23 protein-coding genes are annotated in these 26,996 nt (G+C 65.7%); 6 read left to right on the top strand and 17 right to left on the bottom strand.

Annotation, left to right across the window (positions count from 1 at the left end):
* Positions 1 to 35 precede the first annotated feature (35 nt).
* Positions 36 to 1,082, top strand: a complete 1,047-nt coding sequence (locus D6M19_RS28595; protein ID WP_123028663.1) for a sigma-70 family RNA polymerase sigma factor — start codon at positions 36 to 38, stop codon at positions 1,080 to 1,082.
* A gap of 16 nt (positions 1,083 to 1,098) precedes the next feature.
* Here D6M19_RS28595 and D6M19_RS28600 read toward each other — a convergent pair whose 3' ends face one another.
* Positions 1,099 to 1,977: a DUF559 domain-containing protein gene (locus D6M19_RS28600; protein ID WP_123028710.1), complete on the bottom strand. Its 879-nt coding sequence runs from the start codon at positions 1,975 to 1,977 to the stop codon at positions 1,099 to 1,101.
* 110 nt (positions 1,978 to 2,087) lie between these two features.
* On the opposite strand from D6M19_RS28600, the gene D6M19_RS28605 reads away from it, so the two are divergent.
* The gene (locus tag D6M19_RS28605) at positions 2,088 to 2,810 is read left to right on the top strand and encodes a pirin family protein (RefSeq protein ID WP_407665418.1); all 723 of its coding nucleotides are present in this window, start codon (positions 2,088 to 2,090) and stop codon (positions 2,808 to 2,810) included.
* Positions 2,788 to 4,095: a PQQ-dependent sugar dehydrogenase gene (locus D6M19_RS28610; protein WP_123028665.1), complete on the top strand. Its 1,308-nt coding sequence runs from the start codon at positions 2,788 to 2,790 to the stop codon at positions 4,093 to 4,095. Before D6M19_RS28605 ends, D6M19_RS28610 begins: the two co-directional genes overlap by 23 nt.
* Here D6M19_RS28610 and D6M19_RS28615 read toward each other — a convergent pair.
* Entirely contained in the window at positions 4,092 to 4,379 is a 288-nt protein-coding gene (locus D6M19_RS28615; RefSeq protein WP_123028666.1) for a GlsB/YeaQ/YmgE family stress response membrane protein, read from the bottom strand. The genes D6M19_RS28610 and D6M19_RS28615 overlap by 4 nt on opposite strands.
* Positions 4,380 to 4,549: 170 nt before the next feature.
* On the opposite strand from D6M19_RS28615, the gene D6M19_RS28620 reads away from it, so the two are divergent.
* The 3 genes from D6M19_RS28620 to D6M19_RS28630 are packed head-to-tail and all read left to right on the top strand — an operon-like array spanning position 4,550 to position 8,696.
* The gene (locus tag D6M19_RS28620) at positions 4,550 to 5,626 is read left to right on the top strand and encodes a phosphodiester glycosidase family protein (protein ID WP_123028667.1); all 1,077 of its coding nucleotides are present in this window, start codon (positions 4,550 to 4,552) and stop codon (positions 5,624 to 5,626) included.
* A 5-nt stretch (positions 5,627 to 5,631) separates the two neighbouring features.
* On the top strand, positions 5,632 to 6,477 hold the full coding sequence (locus tag D6M19_RS28625; protein ID WP_123028668.1) for an alpha/beta hydrolase: 846 nt from the start codon (positions 5,632 to 5,634) through the stop codon (positions 6,475 to 6,477).
* Between the two features lie 50 nt (positions 6,478 to 6,527).
* On the top strand, positions 6,528 to 8,696 hold the full coding sequence (locus D6M19_RS28630) for an acyltransferase family protein (RefSeq protein WP_123028669.1): 2,169 nt from the start codon (positions 6,528 to 6,530) through the stop codon (positions 8,694 to 8,696).
* Between the two features lie 10 nt (positions 8,697 to 8,706).
* On the opposite strand, the gene D6M19_RS28635 is transcribed toward D6M19_RS28630, so the two are convergent.
* From D6M19_RS28635 to D6M19_RS28705, 15 genes are all read right to left on the bottom strand, one after another.
* Positions 8,707 to 10,716 carry a hypothetical protein gene (locus D6M19_RS28635; protein ID WP_164478741.1) on the bottom strand — a complete coding sequence of 670 codons (2,010 nt, stop codon included), beginning with the start codon at positions 10,714 to 10,716 and terminating at the stop codon, positions 8,707 to 8,709.
* Between the two features lie 468 nt (positions 10,717 to 11,184).
* On the bottom strand, positions 11,185 to 13,401 hold the full coding sequence (locus tag D6M19_RS28640; RefSeq protein WP_164478742.1) for an AAA family ATPase: 2,217 nt from the start codon (positions 13,399 to 13,401) through the stop codon (positions 11,185 to 11,187).
* Positions 13,402 to 13,435: 34 nt separating this feature from the next.
* Positions 13,436 to 14,200 (bottom strand): fructosamine kinase family protein, encoded by a 765-nt coding sequence (locus D6M19_RS28645; protein ID WP_123028672.1) that lies wholly within the window; start codon positions 14,198 to 14,200, stop codon positions 13,436 to 13,438.
* A complete protein-coding gene (locus D6M19_RS28650) occupies positions 14,193 to 15,038 on the bottom strand; it encodes an SDR family NAD(P)-dependent oxidoreductase (RefSeq protein ID WP_123028673.1) in 846 nt (281 codons plus the stop codon). The genes D6M19_RS28645 and D6M19_RS28650 overlap by 8 nt, the downstream gene beginning before the upstream one ends.
* A gap of 11 nt (positions 15,039 to 15,049) precedes the next feature.
* Complete coding sequence (locus D6M19_RS28655; RefSeq protein ID WP_123028711.1) at positions 15,050 to 15,736, bottom strand: YoaK family protein; 687 nt, start codon at positions 15,734 to 15,736, stop codon at positions 15,050 to 15,052.
* 10 nt (positions 15,737 to 15,746) lie between these two features.
* Entirely contained in the window at positions 15,747 to 16,601 is an 855-nt protein-coding gene (locus tag D6M19_RS28660) for a mammalian cell entry protein (protein ID WP_123028674.1), read from the bottom strand.
* A complete protein-coding gene (locus D6M19_RS28665) occupies positions 16,568 to 17,119 on the bottom strand; it encodes an Rv1363c family protein (RefSeq protein ID WP_123028675.1) in 552 nt (183 codons plus the stop codon). Before D6M19_RS28665 ends, D6M19_RS28660 begins: the two co-directional genes overlap by 34 nt.
* Complete coding sequence (locus D6M19_RS28670; protein WP_123028676.1) at positions 17,116 to 18,093, bottom strand: RDD family protein; 978 nt, start codon at positions 18,091 to 18,093, stop codon at positions 17,116 to 17,118. Before D6M19_RS28670 ends, D6M19_RS28665 begins: the two co-directional genes overlap by 4 nt.
* Positions 18,090 to 18,761 carry an Rv1363c family protein gene (locus tag D6M19_RS28675; protein ID WP_123028677.1) on the bottom strand — a complete coding sequence of 224 codons (672 nt, stop codon included), beginning with the start codon at positions 18,759 to 18,761 and terminating at the stop codon, positions 18,090 to 18,092. Before D6M19_RS28675 ends, D6M19_RS28670 begins: the two co-directional genes overlap by 4 nt.
* A complete protein-coding gene (locus D6M19_RS28680) occupies positions 18,731 to 20,278 on the bottom strand; it encodes a virulence factor Mce family protein (RefSeq protein ID WP_123028678.1) in 1,548 nt (515 codons plus the stop codon). Before D6M19_RS28680 ends, D6M19_RS28675 begins: the two co-directional genes overlap by 31 nt.
* 3 nt (positions 20,279 to 20,281) lie before the next feature.
* Positions 20,282 to 21,430, bottom strand: coding sequence for a virulence factor Mce family protein (locus D6M19_RS28685; protein ID WP_123028679.1), 1,149 nt, complete (start codon positions 21,428 to 21,430; stop codon positions 20,282 to 20,284).
* Positions 21,430 to 23,064, bottom strand: a complete 1,635-nt coding sequence (locus D6M19_RS28690; RefSeq protein WP_123028680.1) for a virulence factor Mce family protein — start codon at positions 23,062 to 23,064, stop codon at positions 21,430 to 21,432. The genes D6M19_RS28685 and D6M19_RS28690 overlap by 1 nt, the downstream gene beginning before the upstream one ends.
* Before the next feature lie 10 nt (positions 23,065 to 23,074).
* Positions 23,075 to 24,670 carry a virulence factor Mce family protein gene (locus D6M19_RS28695; RefSeq protein ID WP_123028712.1) on the bottom strand — a complete coding sequence of 532 codons (1,596 nt, stop codon included), beginning with the start codon at positions 24,668 to 24,670 and terminating at the stop codon, positions 23,075 to 23,077.
* Positions 24,667 to 25,698: a virulence factor Mce family protein gene (locus D6M19_RS28700; RefSeq protein WP_123028681.1), complete on the bottom strand. Its 1,032-nt coding sequence runs from the start codon at positions 25,696 to 25,698 to the stop codon at positions 24,667 to 24,669. The genes D6M19_RS28695 and D6M19_RS28700 overlap by 4 nt, the downstream gene beginning before the upstream one ends.
* The gene (locus tag D6M19_RS28705; RefSeq protein ID WP_123028682.1) at positions 25,695 to 26,993 is read right to left on the bottom strand and encodes an MCE family protein; all 1,299 of its coding nucleotides are present in this window, start codon (positions 26,991 to 26,993) and stop codon (positions 25,695 to 25,697) included. The genes D6M19_RS28700 and D6M19_RS28705 overlap by 4 nt, the downstream gene beginning before the upstream one ends.
* Positions 26,994 to 26,996 lie beyond the last annotated feature (3 nt).

Genomic DNA, 26,996 nt, shown 5'->3' on the forward strand with positions numbered 1-26,996 from the left:
CAGCGCAGACTAACCAACGCGGCTGAAATCGGTCGGTGGCAGTTGTCGGTGCCCTGCGTAAGCTCGACGACGTGAGCGTGCTCGCCGAAAGCCTGGACCCTGCTGACGAAACAGCCGCCGCAGATGCGTTTCTTGCCGATGCCCAGCGGTATCGGCGGGAGCTTCTCGCGCACTGCTACCGGATGACCGGCTCCGTCCACGACGCCGAGGACCTGGTCCAGGACACCTACCTGCGCGCCTGGAAGTCCTACAAGGGGTTCGAGGGCAAGTCGTCGGTGCGGACCTGGCTGTACCGCATCGCGACGAATACCAGCCTCACCGCGCTGGAGGGTAGGCAGCGTCGGCCGTTGCCATCCGGTCTCGGCCAGCCCGCGTCGGACCCGACCGGCGACATCGCCGAGCACCGCGAGATCACCTGGCTGGAGCCGCTGCCAGATTCGCCGAAAGAGGACCCGGCCGACCCGTCGGTGATCGTCGAGTCCCGCGAATCGGTGCGGCTGGCGTTCGTGGCGGCCATCCAGCACCTGTCGGCCCGACAGCGAGCGGTGCTCATCCTCCGCGAGGTGTTGCAGTGGAAGGCCGCCGAGGTCGGTGAAGCCATCGGCGCATCGACGGCCGCGGTGAACAGCCTGCTGCAGCGCGCGCGGGCACAGCTCGACGCCGCCCAACCCGCACAGGACGGCGAGGTCGCCGTTCCGGAATCGCCCGAGGCCAAGGACAAGCTCGCGCGCTACATCGCGGCGTTCGAGGACTACGACATGGACAAGCTGGTCGCGCTGTTCACCGAGGACGCAATCTTCGAGATGCCGCCGTTCGACGGCTGGTATCAGGGTCCGGCGAACATCGTCGCGCTGTCGAAGGCGCACTGCCCTGCCGAGGGGCCCGGCGACATGCGTTTCATCCCGATCACCGCGAACGACCAACCCGCCGCGGCGCTCTACATGCTCAACCGCGACACGGGTCTGCACGAGGAGTTCCAGCTGCACGTCCTTCAGGTGCGCAAGGGCGGCATCTCGCACGTGGTGGCTTTCCACGCGGGCGACGGACTGTTCGCGAGCTTCGGCCTGCCCACCTCTCTCTAGCTGCGCGAGTGGCCACTTATGCCGCGCTTTCGCCCAATATCCGCGCGATAACTGGCCATTCGGCACCGGCTGCCAGCAGTGCTGCGCAGGTTCGCTCGACGATGACGTGCCGACGGAACCGCAGCATGTCTGCGCTGACCCTGATGATGATCCAGCCTCGCGCCGCGAGGTCGACGTGGCGGTCGATGTCGTGATTGCGACGACGCGGGTCCGTCCAGTGCTGCTCGCCGTCGTACTCGACGCCGACTTTGAATTCTCGATAGCCCATATCGATGCGCCACCTGCCGACCCGGATCTGAGTCTCCGGCTTCGGCAGGCAGGCATCGATGAGAACCAACCGTGTCCTCGTTTCTTGCGGTGACTCGGCACCGCCATCCATCAACTCGAGAACGTTGCGAAGCTGCCGCAGCCCGCGGACGCCCGGATGCCTGCCGAGGAGCGGATGAACAGCGGCGGGCATCAACCCGGTGGCGTTCGCGAGCGCGTCGGAGTACACGACGGCCATCGTTCGCCCGCGCCGACGTCCGAGGTCGAAGGCGGTGCGAGGCGGCGTTGTCACTGCGATACCGCTGATCACCTGGTGTTCGTCGTCGAACAATTCGTCTCGATGGATGAGGATGCCCGCGACCGGCTTGCCGTTCTTGCGGTACACCTCTGCCGGCCTCTTCGCGTCGATCCATTGCGTACCGTGCAACGCTGCCGCTGAGAGGCCCGCCACCGTGGCCTGCCGCCCCGACCACATCCATGCCGCGACGGCTTTGTCGGCCGGCGTGAGCAGATGACCTTTCGGCGCGTACACGTTGCGGTAAACACGCTCGTAGCCGCTCTTCAACGTGCGTGGGCTGACAGCGCCGCTGGCTATTGCTTCCGTCCCGACGAACGGACATGTCCTCATGGCGACATCGTCGTGCGCGTGAAGGACAGATTCGGCCGGCCCGGGGGCGATTGTCCACAGGCCCCGGCTCACCGAGTGCCACTCGAAAGCGGCTCGCTACCCTGGGGTGGGTGACGTCTGTCGACATTCGCCGCGCCTCCGACCGCGGCACGAGCACGACGGAATGGCTCGACTCCAAGCATTCGTTCTCCTTCGCCGGCTATTACGACCCGGCGAACACCCACCACGGACTCCTGCTCGTCAACAACGACGACGTCGTCGCGCCGGGTGCCGGGTTCGACACCCATCCGCACCGCGACATGGAGATCGTCACCTGGGTGCTGCAGGGCGCGTTGGAGCACCGCGATTCGATGGGAAACACCGGCGTCATCTACCCCGGCCTTGCGCAGCGGATGTCGGCGGGGACGGGAATTCGGCACTCGGAGAAGAACGGATCTGTCAGCGAGCGTGTGCATTTCGTGCAGATGTGGGTGGTTCCCGACGAAGCGGGCGGGCAGCCCGGATACCAGCAGGCCGAGATCGACGACGGAGCACTCGCCGGCGGGCTGGTGACTATTGCGTCGGGCTTACACGACGATGCGGCCATCAGCATTCACAACAAGAATGCGGCGCTGCACGGTGCGCGCCTGCAGCCAGGAGACACCGTCGCCTTGCCGGACGCGCCGTTCCTGCACCTGTTCGTGCCCCGCGGCGACGTGACGCTCGAGGGCGCCGGAACGCTGCGTGAGGGCGACGCTGCCCGGTTCGCAGACGCGGGTGGTCAGCGGGTGACCGCGAGTGCGCCGAGCGAGATCCTCGTCTGGGAGATGCATGCGGATCTGGCCGCCTCGTAACGCGCTCCTCGTCGGGGCCGTCGTCGGCGTTTCCGTGCTGACTGGGTGTTCGTCGGAGTCACCTTCCCAGCAGTCATCCGCACCCGCGTCACCGACATCGCCCGCGGCGCCAGGGTCGGCGAATCTGGTGTCCGCGTCGGTCGACGTTCCCGGCGACCTCACCCAGTCGCCGTTCGACGAGCCGCGGCAGGCGCTGATTCCCGACGGCTGGACGATCTCGGTGTGGGCCAGGATCCCGAAGGCGCGCCTTGAGACGTGGACACCGGACGGCGCGCTGCTGGTCTCGGCGCCCGCCAGCGGACAGATCCTGAAGCTGACGCCGAAAGCCGGTGCGGCGCCGGAACAGTCGACGTTGTTGGACGGTCTCGACCAGCCGCACGGGATGGCGTTCGCGGGTTCGGTGTTGTACATCGCCGAGAGCGACCAGATCGATGCGTACGACTACGTCAACGGCGCGGCGACCAACCCGCGGACCGTCGCCGCCGATCTTCCCGACGCGCGCAGCCCGGAACTGAACGGCGCCTACGCTCATGCGCTCAAGAGCGTCGCCGTTGGGCCTGACGGCGCGGTGTACTTCTCGATCGGTTCGACCGGCAACATCTCGGCCGAGGACCGCGACGCCGATCCCCCGCGAGCGACGGTCATGCGGATACCGCCTGGCGGTGGTCCAGCCGAACCGTTCGCGACGGGAGTCCGCAACGGAACCGGCCTCGCCGTCGCACCCGACGGTTCGCTGTGGACGGCGGTGAACAACCGCGACAACGCGCCCGATCCGGACGGCAACGTCGACACCCAGTACGTCAACGAACATCCGCCGGAGGCGTTGGCGCGACTGACCCCGAACCGCGAATTGGGTTGGCCCTACTGCAATCCCGACGGCGGCCCGGCCGACTTGCCGTTCATCCGCGATATGTCGACGAACGAAGACGGGTCCCGCATGGACTGCGCTGCGCTGCCGCCCGTCGAGCAGAGTTTCGGCGCGCATTCGGCGCCGCTCGGGCTCGCGTTCACCACGGGCGTGCTGCCGCAGCCCTATGCGGCCGGCGCGCTGGTCGGCGTGCACGGCTCGTGGAACAGGCAACCTCCGCGCGCACCCGAGGTGTCCTTCTTCCCTTGGCGCGACGGCACTCTCGGTGATCAGCAGACTCTCGTCGGCGGTTTCCAGGCCGACGACGGATCGCGATGGGGCCGACCGGTCGCGGCGGTGGTCGGACCGGACGGGGCGGTCTACATCAGTGACGACTACGCAGACGCCATCTATCGACTCGCCCCGCCGGGTCGTTAACGGACCGTCGGTGTCTTGGTGCCGCGGCGCCCGGTGATGCCGATGTAGATCGCGATCAGCACGATCGCCACGATGATCCCGACGAGAAACGGGATGATCTGCCATCCGCCGTTGGCGTTGTTGTAGCCGAGCTGGTAGGTCAGCCAGGCCCCGATGAACGAGCCGAGTGCGCCGAGTGCCACGGTCATGATCACGCCGATGTTCTGCTTGCCCGGCATGATGAGGCGCGCGAGCGCGCCGACGATCAAGCCCACCACCAATGCGCTGAGAATCGTTCCGATCATGTCTGCTCCTTAGATTGAGTCCCGCCCCCGTCGGGGTTACCCACTCCGCGGTGGAATCCACCCCGCGTCAGGCCGATACGCAATCGTGACGGCGCTGTTACTGAAGTTGACTGTGAGGTTGGTGTGATTAGAGTTGTCTCGTTACCTGGACTTTTGCTAGAGAGGCAACCGTGCCGACACCAGCCGACATCTGCCGGCGCTTCGCGGCGTACGCCGCTGCGTTGGTGCTGTGCGCTGCGCTGGCGGCGACGGCTGCGCCGGTTGCCAGGGCTGACGGGCGTACGTTGCTCGCGGGCGCGATCGCCAACACCAGGGGCTCCTATCTCGTCTACAACTTCGGCGACGGCCACCCGGCACCCCTGCTGAACGCAGGCGGCGGCTGGTACGAGATGAACAACGGCGGACACTTGATGACGATCAAGAACGCCGCAGGCAGAATTCAGCCACGGCTGTTGGTCGACAGCCACCAGGGCTCCCAGGCTCGGTGCGAACGCGATGGCGGGGCGCGCACCGGTGAGGGGCTGTGGCAGGCGTCCGAAATCTATGCGCCGCTTCAGGCGTGGCAGGCGCTCGGCCAGCCGACGATCGCGATCAACGCCAACTTCTTCGACGTGCGCGGCCAGAAGGGCGGGTCGTGGCGCGACACCAAATGCAGTTCGCCCCTCGGCGCCTACGTCGACAACACCCGCGGGCAGGGCCGGGCCAACGCGGCCGTCACGGGCACTGTCGCCTACGCGGGCAAGCAGGGATTGTCGGGCGGCAATGAACATTGGTCGTCGCTTGCCACCATGATCCTGCCGGTCGGCGGACAGCCCTACGTCGTTATGCCCAACGGCCCCAACGACTATGACTCCGCGTCACCGGTGATCCAGAAGCTGCTCGACCAGAACGCGCGCTTCGTAGCGGTCGCGGGTATCGGCCTGCTCGCGCCGGGCGACACCGGCCAACTCAACGACGGCGGACCGAGCGCAGCACGAACGGCGATCGCCTACAACCGCACAAGCGATCAGCTGTACGTCTTCCAGGGCGGAAGCTATACACCGGATCAGATTCAGGACCTGTTCCGCGGGCTCGGCTCCGACACCGCTGTGCTGCTCGACGGCGGTGGCTCGTCGGCCATCGTGCTGCGCCGTGACACCGGAGGCATGTGGAGCGGCGCCGGTGTTCCCAAGGGCAGCTGCGATACCCAGCAGGTCCTCTGCGATTCGCGTGAGCGCGCGCTGCCGAGCTGGCTCGCCTTCGCCTGACGACAATGCACGGGTTGACGCGCCGCACGGTCTTGCGGCTGGGCGCGGGACTCGCCGGTGCGTGCGCATTGGACCCCTTGTGGCAGTTGGGCATCGCGACGGCGTCGGGCGCGCCGGGAGACAAACCGTCGCCGTCGTCGGCCAAGACGTTGCCGACGTATTCAACCGGCTCGTTCGTGTCAAGAGCACGCGGCGGCGTCGAGACGAATTGGGCGATCGCCCGACCACCCGGTCAGTACGGGCGGTTACGCCCGGTGATCGCGCTGCACGGTCGCGACATGACCGCGGACGGCGTGATGGGCATGGGCGTCGAAGCGGGGCTCGCGCAGCTGGCCAGGGCGGGTTATCCGCCGTTCGCGGTTGTCGCCGTCGACGGCGGAAACGGTTGGTGGCACAGGCGGATCACCGGTGAGGACTCCGGGGCGATGGTGCTCAACGAACTGCTTCCGATGCTGCCTTCGCAGGGGCTTGACATATCCCGGGTGAGCTTCATCGGATGGTCGATGGGCGGCTACGGCTCGTTACTGCTCGGAGGTGCCCTCGGGCCCAGGCGGACGGCCGCGATCTGCGCGGTCGCGCCCGCGCTGTTCACCGACTACAGCTTGGCGCTACAAGAGGGCGCGTTCGACGGTCCGGCGGATTGGTTCGCGTATTCGATATACGGCACCCCGGCGCTCTCCGAGATTCCGTTGCGCATCGACTGCGGAGCCGAGGACCGGTTCTACGACGCCACCAAACAGTTCGTCGCGTCGCTGCGCAGGCCCCCGTCCGGGGTGTCGTTCATCGGCGGGCACGACGTCGACGCGTGGCGTGCGAAGTTGCCCCGAGAATTGGCCTGGTTGGCGACCTAGCGCGTTGATCCCCGGATACGCCTGGGTCCCGTGAGACGATCGTTGCTCGAGTGAACAGAGTTGCGACTGCGCCCCGCCCTGCCTCCCGACGCGGTTCTCCTGCGGGCGGGCGGACCGCTCTGCCGCAGGAGCAGTTCCGGTCGGACATCGAGGGCCTGCGGGCGGTCGCCGTCATCGCCGTCGTGGCCTTCCATGCCGGTGTTCCAGGAGTCGGGGGCGGATTCATCGGGGTCGACGTGTTCTTCGTCGTCTCCGGATTCCTGATCACGGGCCTGCTGTGGCGCGAAGCGTCGACCACCGGAACTGTCGGGCTGGCCAAGTTCTACGGGGCGCGGGCACGGCGGCTGCTGCCTGCGGCGGTCACGGTTCTCATTGCGACGTGTGCCGCGGCGGCCGTTTTGTTGCCGCCGCTGCAGGCGCGCAGCGTCATCGGTGACGGCATCGCGAGCGCGCTGTATGCCGGCAACTACCGGTTCGCGATCCAGGGCACCGACTATCTGGCATCGGATGTGCCGCCGTCGCCGCTGCAGCATTACTGGTCGCTGGGCGTCGAGGAGCAGTTCTATCTGCTGTGGCCCGCGTTGATCATCGGCACCGGTTGGCTTCTGGCGCGGGCGGCCCGTCGTCGCACCAGCGGCGGCACGTCGCGTTCAGCGGCGCCGTACGTCGTGGTGCTCGCGGTACTGGCCGCGGCGTCGTTCATGATCTCGTTGGCGTGGACCGAAGACTGGCCGTCGTGGGCGTTCTTCTCGCTGCCGACACGTGCGTGGGAGTTGGCGGTCGGCGGATTGGTGGCGCTGACGGCTGGGGCTTGGCGGCACCTGCCGGGCCCGTCGGCCGCGGTGGTCGGTTGGGGCGGGTTGGCGCTCATCGTCGTCACGTGCACGCAGATCGCTGAAGGGTCTCCATACCCGGGCACGACGGCGCTGCTGCCGGTGCTGGGGACGGCGCTGATCATCGGCGCCGGCTGTGCGACACCGGATCTGGGTGTCGGTCGGTTCCTGTCGAAGCCGACGATGCGATCGATCGGTCGGCTGTCGTACTCGTGGTACCTATGGCACTGGCCGGTATTGCTGCTCGGGCCTGCACTACTCGGTCGGCCGTTGGGCCTCGCGGGCGATTTGGCGATGGTGGTGGTGTCGTTCGGCCTTGCGGTCGCGACGTTGCACCTGATCGAGAACCGCGTGAGGTTCGCGCCGTCACTGAAAGACTCGCCGCATCGGAGCCTCGCGGCGGGCGGGGCGCTGACGGCCCTCGCGGTTGCGGCGTGCTTGGTGCTGCTGATGCTGCGGCCCGTTCCTGTCGGCCAGGGCATGGCGGGGGCGCCTGTCGCAGTCGGTCCGGCCGCGCCATCGGCTGCGGCTCCCCCGCCGGTGTCGGTGCGCGATCAGGTGTTGGCAGCGGTCGCGAAGTCGTCAGAGCCTGGTCCGGTGCCGGCGAATCTGACGCCGGCACTGAACGCGATCGCGAAACCCGAGGTGTTCGTCAACGGATGTGTGCTGTCGTGGCGCGACGTCGCGCAGCCGGACTGCGTCTCAGGTGATGCAGGGGCGCCGACGACGGTTGCGCTGGTCGGCGATTCGCACGCGGCGATGTGGCAGCCAGCCTTGGACCCGGTTGCACGGGAACGGCATTGGCGTCTAGAGACGATGAGCAAGGTGCTATGTCCATTTCTGGATCTGCCGATAAACAGCCCGTACCTCGGCCGCAAGTTCACGGAGTGTGAGCAGTGGCGCGGTTCGGTGATGGCACGGCTGTTCAAGGAGAAGCCGCAAGTCGTCGTGCTCGACATGTCACGCCGGTACGGCGCGGACTTCGGGTTCACCAGCTACGACCAGGCGTGGCAGGACAGGTTGACGCTTGTAGTGCAGACGCTCCGCCGAACGGGGGCAAAGGTTTTGGTGGTGAGCCAGGTGCCCGATCCGCACGAGACGGTGCCGACATGCGTGTCGGCGCACATGGACAACGGGTCCGCGTGTGCGCCCTCGCGGGCGGACGGGCTCAACGACGGCGGCATTGCAGCGGAGGCGGCGGCGACGGCGGCGGGCGGCGGTCAGTACGTGGAGCTGTCCGAGCTGTTCTGCACGGCCGAGGTCTGCCCGGTCATCGTCGGCAACACGTTGGTGTTCCGCGACGACAACCACATCACGACCGACTACGCCCAGGTGCTCGCGCCTCTGCTCACGGAGAGCGTCGAACGGGCCCTGGTGCGAAACTAGGGCCCGGCCGTTAGCTTCCGGTGCTGCTCGTCGCCTTCTTGGCGGCGTCGGTCACCTTGTTCGCGGTGTCGCTGACCGCATTCTTCACGCTGCTTACCGTGTCGTTGATCGCCTTCTGACCGCTGGATGCGATCGAGTTCAGCTGTGACTGTGCGGATTTGACCGCCGCCTCGGTCTTTGCCTTCGCATTGTTGGCGGTCGACTGGATCTGCGAGGTGGCGTTGGTCAGCGTGTCGCTGAGCTGAGCGCTCACATTCGTGAGGTCGGTGGCCTTCGTCGTAATCGCGGGTTCGGTTTCGGCTTCGGTGGCGTCGACCTTGGCAGTGGATGCAGTCGATGACATGGTGGTTGCGGATTGATCGCCTCCCGTTGCATCCGCGACCGAACCGGTGAGCTGCTCGAACCCACTTGCCAGGCCATTCGCCCACGAGCCGACGTTGTCGTCGAGTACGGACTGGAACTGCTGGCCGACCGGCTTGGCCGTCGCGTTCCACACGGAAGTCCCTGCCGCTTCGCCCGTGGAGAACACACCGCCCAATCCGATGAGGGATGCGACGTCGGTGGTCTGCGTGGGGGTGTTCAAAACGGCGTTCAAGACGTCCGCGCCAATGAGACCGTCCGAGGATTCCTGGCCCACCGGTTCGCCGATCTGGATAGACGGCACCAGGCCGACACCGAACAGGGACGGCAGGGTGACGCCGACTCCGGTTGTCCCAAAGTTGAACGAGCCCATCGAGTACTCGATCGGAATGACAGTGCCGCCGACGTTCAATAGCAGGACCGATTGCCCGCTGTTGTAGTTGACGCCGTTGGTGCCGACGTACCACGCCTGCAACGTGTTTGTGTTCGTCACGGTGGTCGACAGCAAGGGAATGTCGAGGGTCTGCACGGTCGTGCCGGCAAGAGACGTCACCCCTGTCGCGGTCGGGAAGAGCACACTCGCGCCGACGACTCCGTAGGAAGCCAGGTCCAGCGGCAGCTCCACTCCCGCGGCATAGATCGGGATGGCGATGACGGTGTCGGAGTTTAGGTCGACGAGGCTGTCGTCGATGCCGAGCTCCGTGAGCAGATTGGAGAGGTCATCGCCCGTGAGGCTGCTGAGCGGACCGATGGCGATGGTCGGCATCGCGGCCAGGAAACCGACCGATCCGTCCAGCGGGAGGTCGTAGCTGCCGGACGCCGCGGGGATCCACACGGTGACATCGGGTGTGGAGACGACGTCGAGTGCGCCCAGAATGTCATCCAGGCTTCCCAGGCCGGAGCCTAGCCCCAGCTCGCCAAGCAGGCCGCCCAGATCGGTGTCAGCGCCGAGCAGGGCAGTGAGACTGCCGACCAACTCCGACACGCTCAGCTCGTCCAAGTTGACATAGGTGTTGCCGATGGACGTCGTTTCGTCGAGGCCGAGCCAGCTCCATGTCGTGGTGAGCGAGCTCGTATTGGCCGTGAGGCCCAGCAGCTCGGAGAGGTCGATGTCGTCGGTGAGGCCGAGGCTGTTCAGGGCGTCGACCAGCTCGCTGAGGCCGCCCAGGGTGCCGTCGAGCGCGCCGAGGTACTCGAGCACCGTCGCCAGTGAGTCCGCTGCCCCGGTATCGACGCCAAGCCCGGCGAGGATCCCCGCCAGGACTGTCGCGGCCGCCTCGTCAGAAATTCCGGGCACCGCTTCTACGTTCGTCCCGTCCGCCAATGCCTCGGACAACGCGTCGAGAATGCCGGAGAGGGTGGTGAGGTCGTCGTAGTCGTACTCCGAGTCGAAGCTGGGGAGCAGCCCGCCAGATGCTGACGAGATCGGGTCCCAGAATGATTCGAACCCTTCACCGATATTGCCCTGGGCGATGATGATGTTGTCCAGGCTCTTGGACATGTCCTCGATCAGCTGGATGTAATCGATGTCCGCGGCGAGCATGACGTCGCGCCAAGTCAAGGCCTTGTCGGGCGAGGGTGGTGCCATACCGACCGTCAGTGCGGCGGTGGTAGCGGTAACGGCGGTCACTGCGGCGAACTTCTTGGTCCTCTTCTTCATCTTCCGATGCTTGGACATCCTGATCAGTCCTTCCCTCAGCGATCTCAGGTTCTTCTCAGGCACAGTAGCACTCCTGTGATGGCTGTCACTAAATTGCTGGAGAGTTTCTTGTCGGGCCGCCGAACGCATCAACCGAGCCACTTAATAACAGCGGAGTCAATATAAATCCGCAGGTAGTCGCTTGATCAACCGAGAATCATCTTTTCGTCAGCAACTACCGCTTCTTCGGCGAAGTAAGTTGCTAGATCCGCACGTCCTCGACATGGTTGCCAGGATCGTCAACATGGGCGTCGGCTTCGAATTTCGTATGCGCCTATCCACCGCGACGCAAGTGTCCCATCTGCGGGACACCGTCCTAATCGGCTTTGCCAGCTACTTAGCCGCCGTTCAGCAAACACATCCCCGTTGTTAGCCAGCAACCGTTGATGGCCGCCCCTGCGCCGACCTCAGCAAGCTGCCTGTGAGCGCCTATTCCTTCGGCTTCGCGGCGTCACTGACCTTCTTGGTGGTGTCGTTGACAGCCTTCTGCACGTCGCTGACGGCGTTCTTCAATCCGTCGTTCACCGAGTCGACGGTCTTCTTCACGCCGTCGCTCGCCTGTTTGACGGCATCCTTGAGGGCTGTCGGCCGGGCGGTGCTCGTTCCGGCCGTCGCGGTCGTCCTCGGTGTCGACACCGAATTGCCGAGGCGCTCGATGATCTCGGCCACCGTGCGCTTTCTCGGCGCGGTCGAGTCGTCGACGTCGTTCGCCGCGGCCGGCTGCGTTTGGCTGCCTTGGCTGCTCTGCGTCAGCGGCACCGTCGGCCCGGTTCCGGTCTGCGCGGAGCCGGCGGCAGGCGGCGCGAAGCCGGCGGTCTGCACTGTCTCGGTCTGCAGAGCAGAACCAAGCGCATTGCCGACGAGGCCGTCGCTGAGATCGCTGGTGCTCGACAGACCGAGGCCAGAGCCGCCGGAGGTCGACGAGCTGTCAAGGCCAAGCAGTTTGAGCAGCTCTGCGAGAGCGTTCGGTCCCGGCTCGCCCGCGATCCCATCGTCGATCGCCTGCTCAATGCCGACCCGCAACGAGTTGGCCAGGTCGCCCGGCACCTTCGACCAGTCGAGATCCGGGAATGAGAAGAAGGCGGTCGGCACTCCGGTGTCGTCGAACGTCCTGACGTATTCGCCGTCGTCGTTGCGCACGGTATCGGTGTAGCCAAGGTTCCCCGCGCTTGTCAGGAACGGATTCAGTGCTGTCCCGATCGGGTTGTTGAAACTGCCACCGGTGACGAGATTGACCGCATCGAAGACGAGGTAGGTCGGTTCGAGCACCGGTGCGCCGTTGATCGGAACCGTGAGATAGAAGTTGAAGGACAGATTCTTGTCGTCGGTGGGGGCGACGCCGGGCAACTGGGCCTCGAGTTGGTCCTCCAAAGACTGCTCGACGGCGGCTTCGTCGAACCCGCGGATGATGTAAGTCGGAAACAACAGCGCTGCACCATTATTCGCCAGCGTCACCGGATTGGGCCATGCCGCGAAGTCTGATGCCGGGAAGTTCTGGATGCCCACATCGAGCTTGATTGGAATCAGGTTTGCGCCGCCAATGGCGAGGCCGGTGTCTTTGCCGTCGATGATGATCGGTGTTCCACCACTGGACTGCACCTCCGTTTCGGGGGTGACTGTGTCGATGCCGAACAGGCGGAACAACGGGTATGCGCGCGCCAGCGGACCGCCGTTGGCGCGGCCAGGGTTGAGCAGCAGCACCATCGGGAGAACGGTGAAGCTGCCAAGTCCCGGCGCCGTCACGTCGGAGTCTGCGCCGCCAGGTTGATTCGGGAGATCATCGACAACCTGCTGATAGGCGGCGCCGGTGGCGAAAGCGCCCAAGCCGACACCGATAACGGGGATGACTCGAACATCGCCGATGTCAGATACGGGACCGAGGATTTTGTTGATCGTGCTCTCAACGTCAAGAGGCTTCACCCCCGCCGCGATGAGAATCGGTGTCAGAGCAAGCTTCAACGCATCGACCTCGGCCGGTTTGAGGTAGCTTGCGATTCCGGGAAAGCTCGGATCGAGATAGGGGGTTTCGTTGATCTCGTCGGCTATCGAATTCGGAAGCGCCGGAACCCGTCCGTAGTCCACTCCGAACAAACTCAGCAGAGCAAACAATGGCCCGGTCGTGATGATGTTGATGCCGGGCGTGGTGTCCGCGGCTGCGTCGTCGCCGGTCAGGCTGAGCAGATCGGCCGCGCCGTCCAGCGAAAAGTCATAAACCGTCGTACCGAGGCCGCCCGTGAGGTCCGGGATGGCTTGCGGATCTGTGCCAAACGGCCGAATGTCTGCCAGCAACCGGAGTAGTTCATCGCGCGAGTTGTCGGCGTCCGAGTCAGGGACCACCGCTACCGTCAACGCCGTGGTCGAAACGGCGGCGGCGCCAAGGGCGGCGAACTTCTTGGACATGCTGCCTACCCTGCGATGCCTGCCCATTTGACCGGTCCTTTCAGTGGCCGCCTCAGTTGCTCTCAGGGACACTAGCACCGTTGTGATATGGCTCACCACGTAGCTGTGGAATCGTGGCAGCTGGCGTATTCGGTGCTTAGGCAAATGCGATTCTTGCGGCGGCGTCAATATAAAGTCCCGGTGGTGTGTACCAATTAGGATCGACTTGCTAAGACGTAGCAACGGGCCGTATCCGGCCGTCCGCACATTGCTGCGCGCCCAACCCGTTGACAGATCTCACTTAGCCAGCGAGGGCGCTCGCAGCCGCGGCTTCAGCCTGGCGCCCGTAGCCGCTGCCGAACAACACCACGTGTGCGAGCAGCGGGTACAGCTGATGCAATCCGATCCTGTCCCGCCACCCACGGCGCAGTGGTCGCACCGACTCATATCCCGTCAGCACCTCGCTCAGATACGGACACCCGAACAACGCCAGCATCGCCAGGTCCGTCTCCCGATGCCCGCCGTGGGCCGCAGGGTCGATCAGCACCACGCCCTCCGATGTCCACATCACGTTGCCGCTCCACAGGTCCCCGTGGATCCGCGCAGGCCCGTCATCGTCGTCGAACGCGCCCGCGAGGCACCGGTCGATCACCGCATCGACCAACCGCCTCGCCTCCGCACTCAACCGCCCTTCTGCGAGGGCGGCCATCGGTCGTAGCCGCTCCTCGGCGTAGAACTCTGCCCACATCGCGTGGCCCCGCAACGACATCGGCAACGGCTCCGATAGTGGGCCGAAGTAGCCGCTGCCATCCCGGCCGTCAGGACCCGACCCGAACATCGGCGCCCCGGCGTTGTGCGTCACCGCCAGCCGTGCCCCGAAATCGGCTGCCGCACCATGAGTTGGCGCCACAGACTGCAGCCGCTCCAGCGTCAATGACCGCTCGTCATGTGCAAGCACACGTGCACATCGCACACCGCCGTCCACCGTCAGCCAGCGCAACCCCGCCGCCTCCAGCGCGAAGAAGCCCAGTGGCGCTCTGCTATTGGTCTTGACGAAGTCAGCCACGGGGACGGCGCGGAAGCCCGACCAACATCGTCATGACCCGATCACGCAGTGCCGTCGGCAGATTCGGCACCACAGCCGCCTGCACCTTCGGCAGAAGCCCAACCACATAGCGAGCCTTGGGTCGACGAGCCGTCAGCGCCTCCTCAACGACCGCAACCACCTTCGTCGTCGGCGACGCCATCTTGCGGGCCGTCGGCATGAACTTCTTCATCCCGGCGATGTGGCCGGCATACAGTTCGCGGTGCTCCGCCGACATACCCGCCTCGACCTGCAACACCATGTCGTCTGCCTTGCGCCACATGTCGGTGTCGGTCTGCGCCGGTTCGATCAGCACGACGGGGATTCCCCACGTCTTCAACTCCGCCCGCAGCGCGTCACACCCCGCCTCGAGCGCGAACTTCGACGCCGAGTACGGGCCGAGCATCGGCGTCGCGATCCTGCCGTTCACACTCGAAATGAACAGAACGCGCCCACCTGAATCCCGCAGGCTCGGCAGCACAGCCCGGGTGACCGCGAACTGCCCGATGACATTGACTTCCAGGACATTTCGCCAGTCGTCTACGCTGACCGTCTCCACCGGCCCGCCGATGGCGACTCCCGCATTGTTGACCAGCGCGTCCAGCCGCTTTGGCAGCGCATCCGCCAGCTTGGCGATGTGCTCGGCGTTGGTGATGTCGAGGATGACGGCAGACACCCGCTGCGGGTCGACCTTCGTGATCGCCGTGGCGTCCTCTTGGCTGCGGACGCCCGCGATCACATCCCACCCGGCGGACGCCAGATGCTCGACGATCGCCTTACCGATGCCCCGGGCCGCGCCGGTGACCAGAACTGTTGGCATAGCCGTGAACCTTAGTCGCAGGCCGGGGCCGGCGGCCCAAACCAGAAGAGAACGGCCGTGACCGCCACCAGGGCCGCCACCAGGGCGATCACCGGTGCGACGGTGAAACGCGACAGCGTCGCACCGACCACCGCGCCCGCGCACATCGTCAACACGACCGAGAAGCGCAGCTTCTCGCGCTGTCCCGTTCCGCCCGCCAGCCTGCTGTCCACACCGATGCTCACGATCGTCGACGTCAGCACCGTGGTGCTGAGCTCCTGGATGCCGAACTGACGAGCGGTGGCGTTCTGGCTTCCGAAGGCCACGGCCAGCCCGGCGATCAGGATCAGCTTCGTGCTGTCGTGGTAATCGAGCACGTCCGTACCGGCCAGAATCGACAATGTCAGCAGGACAACGCTTTCCAGCCCGAGCGCGAACGTCACCCAACGACGGGTGTCATGCTCGAGGTGGCGCGCGAAGCGGCCGCCGATCACCGCTCCGGCGAGAAAGCTGACGAACGCCACCACGGCGGCCGTCATGTCGACGACGGTATGCGGTGCGAACCAGAACCCGAGAAAGATCACGTTTCCGGTCATGTTTGCGACGAACACATGGCCGAGGACGAGCACGCTGATCGCGTCGATCATGCCGGTCCCGAATGTCAGCAACAACAGGCCGGTGACGGTCAGCCGATGGGAGACCGGAGAGGTGACGGCCATCACGCCCGGCCTACACCTGAGGGGTGAGGTCCAGCGTGGTGATCGTCGTCATCCGGGTGATGCGCCATTCGGTGCGGTCGCGCTTCATCTCCAGTCGATACGACAGATACCGCAGCGACGGAATGTTCTTCGACACCGGGCTGGTGGCAACCGAATTGGTGTACACCACGGCCGACGCCTCCGTCGGACTTACCGATTCGACCGCCGAGCCGAGCACCGAGGTGGTGTTCGTGACCTGCGCCTGCTTGTTGGTGGCCACGATCGAGTCGATGAACTTGCGATACTGGAACGCGAAGTCGCCGGTGAGATACTTGGCCGACCGGTCGCCGAGCGAGTCCATGTTCTCGGGGGTGTACGACCACAGCGTGGTGATAGCATTCGCGGCCGTGCGGGCGATGTTCAGCTTCGTCTCGACGAGTGCGCGGTTGGCGATCACCGGTTGCGCCGTCGCACCCAGGAACGCCGCGCCCGCGACAAACAGCGCGGCCGCCGCGGCCGCGGCGAGCTTCAGCCGCTTGCCGGCCGGGCGGTGCGGGACGAGGACGGGCTCCTCTTCCGCTTCTGCCTCCGCGGGCTCTGCGGCCTCTTCGACGGATTCGGTTGTGTCGCCACCGGATTCCACTGCGACGGCTTCGGGTGCTGACGGCTCCGAAGCGGCCGGGGCCTGCTCCTCCGTCGTCGTCGCCTCCTCGGGCTCCCCGGGTCGCGCTGGCTCGACCTCGGCCGCTGGCTTTTCCGGCTCTGGTCTAGGGGTGCGCGACTTCTTGCCGCTCGGCATGCGATGCCGACCATGGGGCGTCGACGTCGAAGGTGGCTGCGCCGCATCCGTGGTCAGATCACCTGTATCAGTTGGCTGATCTTCCACAGCTGCCCTTCCTTCTTTGCCGTTACGACCCAACGGTTTCCGCTCTCGATTGTGTTGCCGTCGGGACCCTTGCTCGAGATCTTGGTCGCGACGAGCACATCGGCGCTGCCGTCGTCGTTCCAGCGCTGGACGCCGGCCTCCACCACGGTGCCCTCGGTTGGCTCGACACGGGCCACCTGCACGAGGATCTCGTTGATCTTCTCCTTGAACATCTTCGCGAAGTCGCCGGTTGCCTGCGACTGGATGCGGTCGCCGTAGTAGTTGGCCTGGAACGGATCCAGCGTCGTGTAGGTGGTCATGAAGGACCGCACATAGCCGAGCACATCGGCGTCCTGTACCGCTACCTTGCGGTCGGACTCATGCGATACCAGCATCAGAGAGCTGGCCGTGATCGCGGCCGCGATGAGCACGCCGGCGATACTTGCGACGAGCGGAAGTCCCCACCGCCGTGGGGGTTTCGGAGCCGGTGCCGTGTAGAGCTCGGGCTCCTCGGCGTCGATCTTGCGCCGTGGGCTCATTGCGACGCCTGCCCCATCAGCGGCTTCTTCAGCACGCTCAGGTTCGCCACTTTCCACTTGCCGTCGCTCGCCCTGTCGAAGTCCACCCGCACCGTCGCGGTGATGAAGCGCAGGTTTTGCGGGTCGGTGCCGCGCTGACCCTGCATGGCCAGCAGCATCGCCGCCTTGTCCGGCGCCGCCGAGAGCACAGCGCTGCTCACCGCCCAGTACTCGTTCGAGGTGGCGCCCGCCTTCTGTACCGCCTCCTGCTGGGTGATCAATTGCTGGCGGTAGCTGTCGGTGGCAAGCGACTGCGCGCGGTTGAAGTCGTCCTTCAACGTGTCGACGTTGTATGTCAACAACTGCTCGACGATCCGCGGTCCCTGCTCTGCGATCTCCGCACGCGCCTGGTCGACGGCCCGCTCATGGCGATAGACCACCAGATAGTTCAACGCCACAAGAGCTGCACACACCACCACGGCAAGAACGAGTATCTTCGCCGCGAACCGGCGCATGTCCCGAGCGGGTGGGTCCACCCGGCGAACCTCGGTGCGCACCAACAGATCGGCGAATGTGCGGTTGCGTGAATCCCACAGCGGCCACAGCCACCCGACTAAGAGAGCGCAAGTGTCAAGCAGGTGGGCGAGGTCGCGCAGCAGCAGCCGCGTGAAGCCGACCTCTGCACCATCGCCTCGCAGCACGACCCTGATGCCGAGCAGCGCCCGACCCAGGCTCCACCCTGTGACGGCAGGCAGCAGCCACCGATTGGCCAGCATCAGCAGGACGGTGACGGCGGCCACCGCCATGTAAACCCACCAGAGCCAGCCGCGCTCCGGCGCCGTCAGCACCAGGGGCACCAGCACGGCGAGCACGCCGATCCCGAGGAACACGTCCAGACCAAGGGCGCCTGCACGGGCCTGCCACGACGCCAGCCGCTGCGTCGCCGACGTGCCGTCGGCCGTCGCGTTCGCGGTTGCGTCGAGAACAGCAGTCACGACGTGACCTGTTCCATCTTGTCGATCCGATAGCGGCCCTGGTCGGGTGTCATCGTCACCCGAAGCCGGTAGCCCGACTCCTGATCCTTGACGTCGGAGTTGGTCACCTTGATCCGCACCGCCACCAACACGTCCACCGACCCGTTGGGGTCGTGCCGCTCCACGGCCGCGCGCATGTCGGACACCTGAACCTGGACATTGGCCGCCTTGTAGGCCTCGACCAGGATTCCGCCGTATGAGGACGCCTGCACCCCGAACGCGCCGGTGGAGCATTCCATGATCTTCATCTGCGCCGCCGACATCGCCGCGGTGTCCGGTGCCTGCAGCGCCGTCACGCAGTCCTTGGCGGCCGCCAGGGCGGCCGCGTCGTTGCGGTTGACCTCTTCGATACCGCGGTTGTCGCGGATCAACAGGACACCCCCGACCACGGCGGCAGCGGTCAGCGCCACCAATGCCGCGCAGATTCCGGCCAGCCAGCCCCGGCCCAGCCGAGGCGAACGGCGGTCGTCGCCCGTTTCCTCGGCTACCTCGGTGCCGGTCTGCTCCTCGCGCGAGCGCTCGTCAGTGGCTTGGCTTGTCTGCTCTGGTTCGGTTACCGCAACCGAATCGTCTGGCGCGTCCTCAGCATCGGTGGGGTTCAGCTGGCTGGTGCCAGCATCTCCTTCCATCCGTCGTCTCCTGGGTTATTCGAATTGCTGACGGAGTACTTCACGCCGTCGGGCCCAACGACCTCCCCGCTTGACGGGCTGTAGACCGCACTCCCTGGTGCCGGAGTGTACGTGCACGGGTTGGGCTGTTGTCCACTGCACTGGACGCTGCCCGCATTCGGCGGGGTCAGCGGGTCGCTGACCGGTTGGGGTGACCCGCCGGGGGGTAGCTGATCGGCGGGCAACGGGTTCATTCCGTTGTTCACCGACGGCGCGGGTATCACGAAGCCGGGTTTGACCGGCTGGTCGCAGCGCGCCGCGGGCGCCGGGCAGTTCACGATCTGGTTCGGATCGCCGTACCACGGGTTGGTGCCGAGCGGAATGTAGGGCTCGTTGCCACGGCATTCCTTCGGGGTCGCCGCGCGCTTGCCCGGCACGTCGGCACACGGATAGTTCCTGGCACCGCGGACCACGTTGTTGGCCTCTTTTGGGATCTTGCAGTAGGTCCCCGACGGCAGCGGCGCCATGCTGGTGTCCGCCGGTGACCGCCACTCCGACGCGGGCAGAAAGCCGGTCAGACACGGTGGCGGCTGGTTGATGGACAGCCCGAAGTGCAGCAGGCCCTCGTTCTCGAAGATCGTTCCCGCCTGCGCCACCGAGGCGCCCTGAGGCAGGATCACAAGCGCCTGCTCGAGACCCTTGTTATAGCGCTTCAGCATGTCGATGACGACTTCCAGATTCGCCAACGTCTGCGGCAGAGATTCGCGGACGTCGCTGAACGTGGCCGCCACCTGATCCAGCGTCGGAGCCGCCTGCTGCAAACCACTGCGCAGCGCCTGATCCTCCGAAGCTGACTGCGCGGCAAGGATATTCAGGTTGCGTGACCACTGCTGGATGGCATCGCCGGACTGCACCTGGCTGTCCAGGATCGGCGCCGAGTTGTCGATGATGTCGTTGATCTGCGGCAGGTTCTCCTGGAAGCCCTGGGCGAGGTTGGTCGTCCCGTCGACCAGGCGTTGCAACCCGGGGCCCAATCCGCCCACCGCCTTCGACGTCTCGGTGAGCAGCCCGTCGATCTTCTCTTTCGGCAGCACCGCAAGGCCGCGGTTGGCAGCGTCCAACGCAGGGCCGACCTCGCTGGGCACCGTCCCGGCGGTGATCGTCTGCCCGTTGCTGAAGTACTGACCGGGGTTGCCGGTCGACACCAGGTCGAGGTACTGCTCACCGATCGCCGACACCGAATGGACGTTGGCGGTTGCGTCTTTGGGGATCTTGAACTTGTTGTCGATGCTCATCGTCGCCAGGACGCCGTTCTCAGTCGGCTCGACGGCGGTGACCTTGCCGATCTGAGTGCCCCGGTAGGTGACGTTGGCCGTCGAGTACAGCCCGCCGGAACGCGGCAGGTCGGCGTAGAGCTTGTACTGCCCGACGCCTGCCAGGCTGGGCACCCGCAGGTAATACCAGCCCAGCACGACCAAGGCGATGATGGTGAGGATCGTGAACAGCACCAACTGAATCTTGATGAACCGTGTCAGCACTGGTCATTCACCCCTTTCCACAAGTGGTCCGCCCGGCGCGTCGTGCGGGTTCGGCGTGAAGCGCACATCGGGGATCATCGTTTCCGGGTCGCGGCCCCACGATTGCTCGAGTGCGCGCAGCATGCCCGAGACACCGGTTCCGGTCAGGATGCCGTTGTCGAGGGCGCTCAGCGTCAGGTCGACGTTGAGCGACACGTTGATGTAGTCGCCGCGCACCACCTTCGGCACGTTCTCGATGCTGAACGGTGCGGTGAGGAGCAGCTTGAGCGCCCCGAGGAGATACGGCGACGCCTTGCCGAGTTGCTTGAGCGGACGCTGCAGATTCTGCAGGTTGGTGTGCAGGTTGGCGCTCGTCGGTGCGAGCGCCGCGTCGGCAGCCTTGCTGATCCGGCCCAGCGACACGACGGCGTCGGCGAACAGATCCCTTGTGTCGGCGAAATGCTTGATCAGCGGCGGGAATTCGGTCAACACCCGGTCCAGGGTGTTGTTCCGGTCGGCCACGATCGTCAGCAACCTGTTGGTCGAATCGATCGCCCGGGTGATGTCGTTGCGCTGCTGATTCAAGTTGTCGGTGAACGTGTCCAGCCGGCCGAGGAATTCACGGATCTGATCGGCGCGCCCGGTGAGCAGGTTGTTGACCTCGGTCTGGATGACCTCCAGGTTCGGAATGCCGCCGCCGCTCAGAATCGTGGCGATACTGGCCAGCACCCGCTCCGTAGTCGGGAACGCCGAGGCGTTCTTCAGCGGAATGGTGTCGCCGTTCTTCAACTCGCCCGTTGGATCCGGCGGCGGGTCGAGCTGTACGTGCTGCGAGCCGAGGAGGCTGGTCTGCCCGATCTTGGCCAACGTGTTCGCGGGCAGCTTCACGTCGGGCTGCAGGTCAAGCGTCAGGGTCGCGACCCAGTTCTTCAACTCGATCGAGCGCACCCGGCCGACATACACATCGGCCACGCGGACGCGGCTGTTGACGTTGAGCGCCAACGTGTCCGGCATCTGCACGTAGATCGTCGTCTTCTTCGATCCGGTGCCAGGACCGCCCGGCAACGGCACGTTCGCGATGCCGCGCCAACCGCCGCAGGAGGTCAGCACCACCGCGATCCCCAACAGCGCCACGGCGCGGATCGCGATCCGGCTCCATTTACGCGCGGTCATTAGCCCCCTCCAGCTTCAGCGGGCAGCGGCGGGCCAGCCGGCGCCGGTGCGGCTGCCGGAGCGGCCGCGGGTGCGGGCGCGATGGCGCCGAGCGGATCGCCAGGGATGACACCCGGCGACGGACCCGGCACGGGTCCCGGCTGCGGATACCACGGCGGTGGCAGCGGCTGGTTCTCGTTGTAGGCGTTCGGCGGCCCGGGCAGCCTGCCGTCGTTGACGCCGAATGCCGGTGGCGCGCCTGGGATCACGCAGTCGGGGCCGCCCAGCAGCTCGGCGAGGCACTCCGGCGTGAGATTTCGTTCGGTGTGCGGCTGCACCTCGATACCCTGCATGCCCGGCGCGGCGACCCAGCCCGGCTCGTGGTTGCCGTGCGAGAACAAGGTGTCTCGCGACCAGATCCCCGGCACGGTGGTGTCCTTGTAACCCGGCTGTGGTTGCAGCCGCGGCTCGGAGTAGGAGATCTGCTTGGGAAGCGTCATGGCGCCGACGAACTGGTTGATCCCGATCGGCGGGAAGTTGAATTTGATCGCATCCAGGATCGGCGCCAGGTATTGCGCGCACAGTTCGGCGGACTCCTGATAGCCCATCCGGCTGCCTGCCTGGATCGAGCTGCAGATGAACTGCATCGGGTTGGCGAAGCTGGCGACCGCCGGCAGACCAACGATGCCGCCGGAGTTCGGCGAGGTGATGTTCATCAGGTTCGCGCCGAGGTTCGGGAACACGTGCAGACCGGTTTCCAGACCGTCCAGCGGCTCAGGCTGCAGGATCGCGTTGGTCACCTCGGCGAGGTTGTCGACGTCGTGGGCGAGCACCTGGCCGTTCTCACCGATGAACTTGCGGGTCGTCGTCAGCAGATTGTTCAGATCGTGCAGCGCCGTCGCGAGTTCGTTGTCGGTGTTGGTGAACGAATTCGTGAACTGGGCGAGGTCGTTGTTCAACGCCACGAACTGCTGGTCGCTCTTGTGCAGTGCGTTGACGAACAGCGCCAAACTCTTGATCACCGCGAAGAAGTCGCCGCGGCCCTCGTTGAGCGTGGTGACCGCCTCGGACAGGCCGGTGAGCGTCTTGTTGATCTCCTCGCCCTTGCCTGCCAGCCCGTCGGAGAAGGACTCGATGACGTCACCGAACGGGCCCTTCGGTTGCTCCTTCGTCGGGCCCAGATCGGTGAGGATCCGGTTGATCGAGTCACGCAACTCGTCGTACTCGACGGGCACTTGCGTGCGGTCCAGCGGGATGGTGGCGTTGTTCTCCAACTCGGGCCCGCCGGTGTAGGGCGGCGAAAGCTGGATGGTGCGCGACGCGACCAGGCTCGGGTTCAGGATCGACGCCGTCGCGTTGGCAGGCACCTTGTACTTGTTCTCGTAATGGAAGGTGACCTTCATCTTGTCGCCGGCCGGTTCGATGGAGTCGATCGAGCCGACCTTGACGCCCATGATCTGGATCTTGTCACCGGGGTACAGCGCCAGCGTGTCCGAGAAGTAGGCGACGACGGTGTTGGTGGTGAGCTTCTTGTAGAGCTGCCACCCGACGATGCCCGCGACGAGCGCGAGCACAGCGACAACCGCGCCGATGATCACAGCTGTCCGAGATACGTTCGGCAGCTTCATGTTTCGCACGTTGAAAATAGTCGACATCGCTTCGCCCCTACCCGTTCTGCGAACCCGGTGGAAGGAACGGCGGATTGCCAGGCAGCAGAGGCACATCGGCAGGCCCTGGCGCTGGCCCCGGTCCCGGCGGCGGCGGAGGCCCGTCGAGCGCTGGCGGCAGTGGAGCGATACCCGGCGTGAAATCAGGTCCTTCGGGTGGCAGCGGCCCGACCGGCACGGTGCGCGCGCCCGGCGGGGCCGGCGGCAGCGCCGCGGGCACCCCTGGCATATCCGGCGGCAACTGACCGGGAACGGCTGCGGCGGGAACACCGGGGGTGAAGCCGGGGCCGTTGGGGTTCGGCGGTGAGGTCAACACGTCGGGCAAGGTGTAGTCGGTGCCGGGCGGGTTCGAGTACGGGTTCGGCCCGAACGGGCCGGTGGACAGGTGCGAGCACGGCAGCGGATCGTTGGGGCGCGGCAGGTTCTCCGGCGTCGGGGTGTACGAGCACGGGTGACCGGCGACCACGGCGGGGCCAGGATTCGCCGGGGTGCCTTCCAGAACTTCGGGACCCGGCGCAGGAGCACCGTTGGGGAAGCGGGCGCCGTTCGGATCTGGGAACCGCCATGACGGCAGGCCCGCGTCACCCCAGAACTTCTCCGGGTCGATGCCGCGCTTCTTGAACGCTGCGTCGATGAACGGCTGCAGCAGCCACGGCGGCAGCAGGTTGACAAGCAGCACCTTGAAGAAGGGTCCGGACGCGATCGCCTCGGCCAGGGACGCGGTGAACTTGCTCAACGTGGACAGCACGTCGACGAGGTCGAACTTGCGGTCCTTGAGGATGTCGCTGATCGTTCTCAGCTGTTCCAGCACGTGGTTGAGATTCGGGTTGTCGTTGACGAATCCGGCCACCTGCGCCGAGAACTGACCGACCCGCTCCAGCAGCATGCTCACCGCGTAGCTGCGCTCGTTGACGGCGGCCAGCAGGGTCTGCGCGTTCGTCAGCAGCGCATTGACCTGCTCGCTGCGGTTACCGAGTACGCCCGCGATCTTGTTGGCGTTGGCCAGTAGCTTGCGGACGTCCTCATCACGCTTGCCGATGGTGTCGGAGAACCGGGCGACACCGTCGAGGGCGGCACTCAGGTGGGGGTAGGTCTGGTCGATCGTCTCCGAGAGCACGTTCAGCGAACGCTTCACCGTCTCGGTGTCCCACCCGGAGGCGGCCTTCGTCACGTCGAAGAACGCGTCGTAGATCTGGTAGGGCGTCGTGGTTTGACCAAGCGGCAGAACACCATTGGCGCCCAATGCCTCGGTCCCGCGCGGCTCGATCTCCAGGTTCTTGCGGCCAAGGATCGTGTCGGTGCGGATGGCCGCCCGGCTTTCGGTGCCGATCTGCGTCCCGTCGAGGGTGTAGCCGATCTTGACCTTGTCGCCCTCGATCGCGAACGAGCGCACCTGGCCGACGTCGACGCCCGCGATGCGCACCTTGTCGCCGCCGCTCAACCCGCCGGTATCGGTGAACTGCGCGTAGTACATCGGCTGGGCGAACAGCACCGGGACGCTGGCGAAGCTCTGCCCCACCCCGATCACGAGGACCAGGATGAGGATGCCAATCAACCCGTTGCGGACGCGGTTCGAACCCTCTAAGACTCTCATTGCGGCGTGCACCGACCCGTCGGCTGCGACCAGACCTTGACCGATCGCACCGGTCCGCCCGGCTGCAAGCCGGGAAGCTTGAGCGTGACGTCGCAGGCGTAGAAGTTGAAGAAGTCACCGTAGACGCCGCCTGCCCGGCCGATGATCTTCAGTGCCGTCGGAAGCCTGGTCAGGGTGTCGTTCAACTCGTCCTTCTGGTCGACGAGCGGCTGCTGGATGACCTCCAGATTGCCGATGGTGTCCTTCAGCAGCGGACGGTTGTCGGCGAGTAGATCGCCGACGGTGCCCGCGGCGTCGCTGATGTCGGCGACCGAACTGGCGATCGGGTCGGCGCGGTTCTTCAAGCCGGTGATCAGTTTCTCGAAGTCGACGACCGTTTCGTCGAACTGCTTCTGGTGTTTGACGGTGGTGTCCAGCACCGTGTTCAGGTTGCGGATCACCTCTCCGATGGCCTGATCCCGGTCGGCCAGCGCCGACGTGAGCTGACCCGTCTGGTCCAGGATGTCGTTGATGGTGCCGCCCTGGCCCTGGAAGATCGTGATGATCGACTGCGCGATGTTGTTGATCTTGTCGGGGTCCAGCGCACGGAACAACGGACGGAAGCCGCCGACCAACGCATCGAGGTCGAGCGCGGGCTCGGTGCGCTCCATCGGGATGGTCGAACCTGCGGGCAGCCGCTGGTCGCTGTCGCCGCGCTTGAGCTCCATGTAGCGATCGCCGATCAGGTTCAGGTAACGAATCGACGCAGTCGTGCCCTGGAACAGCTGGAGGTCCCGCTCGACATCGAAGTGGACCTCTGCCACCCGCCCGCCGTCCTGCAGCTCGACCTTGGAAACCTTGCCCACCTCAACGCCCGACGCGCGGACGAACTGACCGGCGCGCAGACCACTGGCATTGCTGAAAAGAGCCGTATAGCCCGTCGTGCGGTCGAACCGCATCTGACCGAACACCACGATGATGATCGCGGTGAACAGCAGCAGCACCAGTGCAAAGGCGCCGAGCTTGATGGCTGTCCCGGTGATTTTCATGGGTTGATCGTGAACTCCCCGAGCTGACGGCCCCAGATGTACTCGCTTCCGGGGAAGATGAGCGGCACCGGGGCGAGGATTGGCGCTGGGCCGGGAATGACGAGGGGAAGCAGGCAGGGCGGCAGGCCTGCGCAACCGAACGGCGAGGCGAGCTCGATGTGGTTGTACGGCGCAATCGATGCGCCGGTGTCCATCACCAGGTACGGGTTGGGCCACAGATCACGGGTGATGGGCTGCCAGCAGCCCGGCCTGCCCTCGGGTCCGCCGTGCGCGTTCACCCGGGGCAGGTTGTCGGGATAGACGTAGGCGTTGCCGGGGAACAGGATCTCCGAATGCGTGTTCAGCGAGTAGCCGTTGCCGCCGAGGACCGCGGCGAACTTCGGTTGGACGTCGTGATAGTTGCGAATCGTGCAGAACAACGCGGGGCTGTACTCATCGAGCAGCGCTGACGTGGGGATCAGGTCCTCGGCGCCGCGGATCAGGTACGGGCCGCCCTTCTCGAAGATCTCGGCCCCGGTGTTGCCGAATCCGATCGAGGCCATCAACGCCTGGTCGATGTTGCCCTGCTGTTCGTTGAGCGTGCGCGCCGTGGTGGCCGCATTCTCCAGACCGTCGAACAGATCGGGGGCGGCGTTGGCATACACGTCACCGAGGTCGGCAAGAAGCTGGTTGGTCCGCCGCAGCTGCGGCATCTTCGGGTTCAGGTCGGCGAGGATCTCGTTGCCGTTGATGACCGACTGGCCGAACCGGTCGCCGAGCCCCTGCAGCGCCTGAGCGGTCGCGGTGAGGGTCTGGTTCAGCTTGATCGGGTCGACCTTCTCCGACACCGACGTGATCGTCTCGAACAGCGTGTTGAACTCGGTGGTCACGTTGGTCGCATCGATGACGTCGGCGCTCGTGATGCGTTGTGAAGACGGATCTTTCGGCGATGTGAAGGAGATGTACTTGTTGCCGAACACCGTGGTGGCGTTGATCTTGGCGTCCACGTTCGCCGGGATCAGGTGCATGTACTTCGGGTTCACGTCCATCGTGATCTTGGCGCGCGGCTGGTCGCCGACGGTGACCTCGTCGACACTGGCCACCCGGCCGATCTCGACACCGTTGTAGGTGACCTTCGCGCCGGGGTCCATCGAAAGACCCGCCCGTTGCGACATCATCGTCAGCTGCTCGCGCGGCAGGAAGTCGCCGCGGAACTGGAAGTACACCAGCGCGGTCACGGCGATCATCAACACGGACAGCACAACGCCTGCGAGCTTGTACGGCGGTGTGCGGGATGCGTTGACCGGGGCTGTCATGCC

Origin of the sequence: Mycolicibacterium stellerae (assembly GCF_003719305.1) — a bacterium.
Lineage (GTDB): Bacteria > Actinomycetota > Actinomycetes > Mycobacteriales > Mycobacteriaceae > Mycobacterium > Mycobacterium stellerae.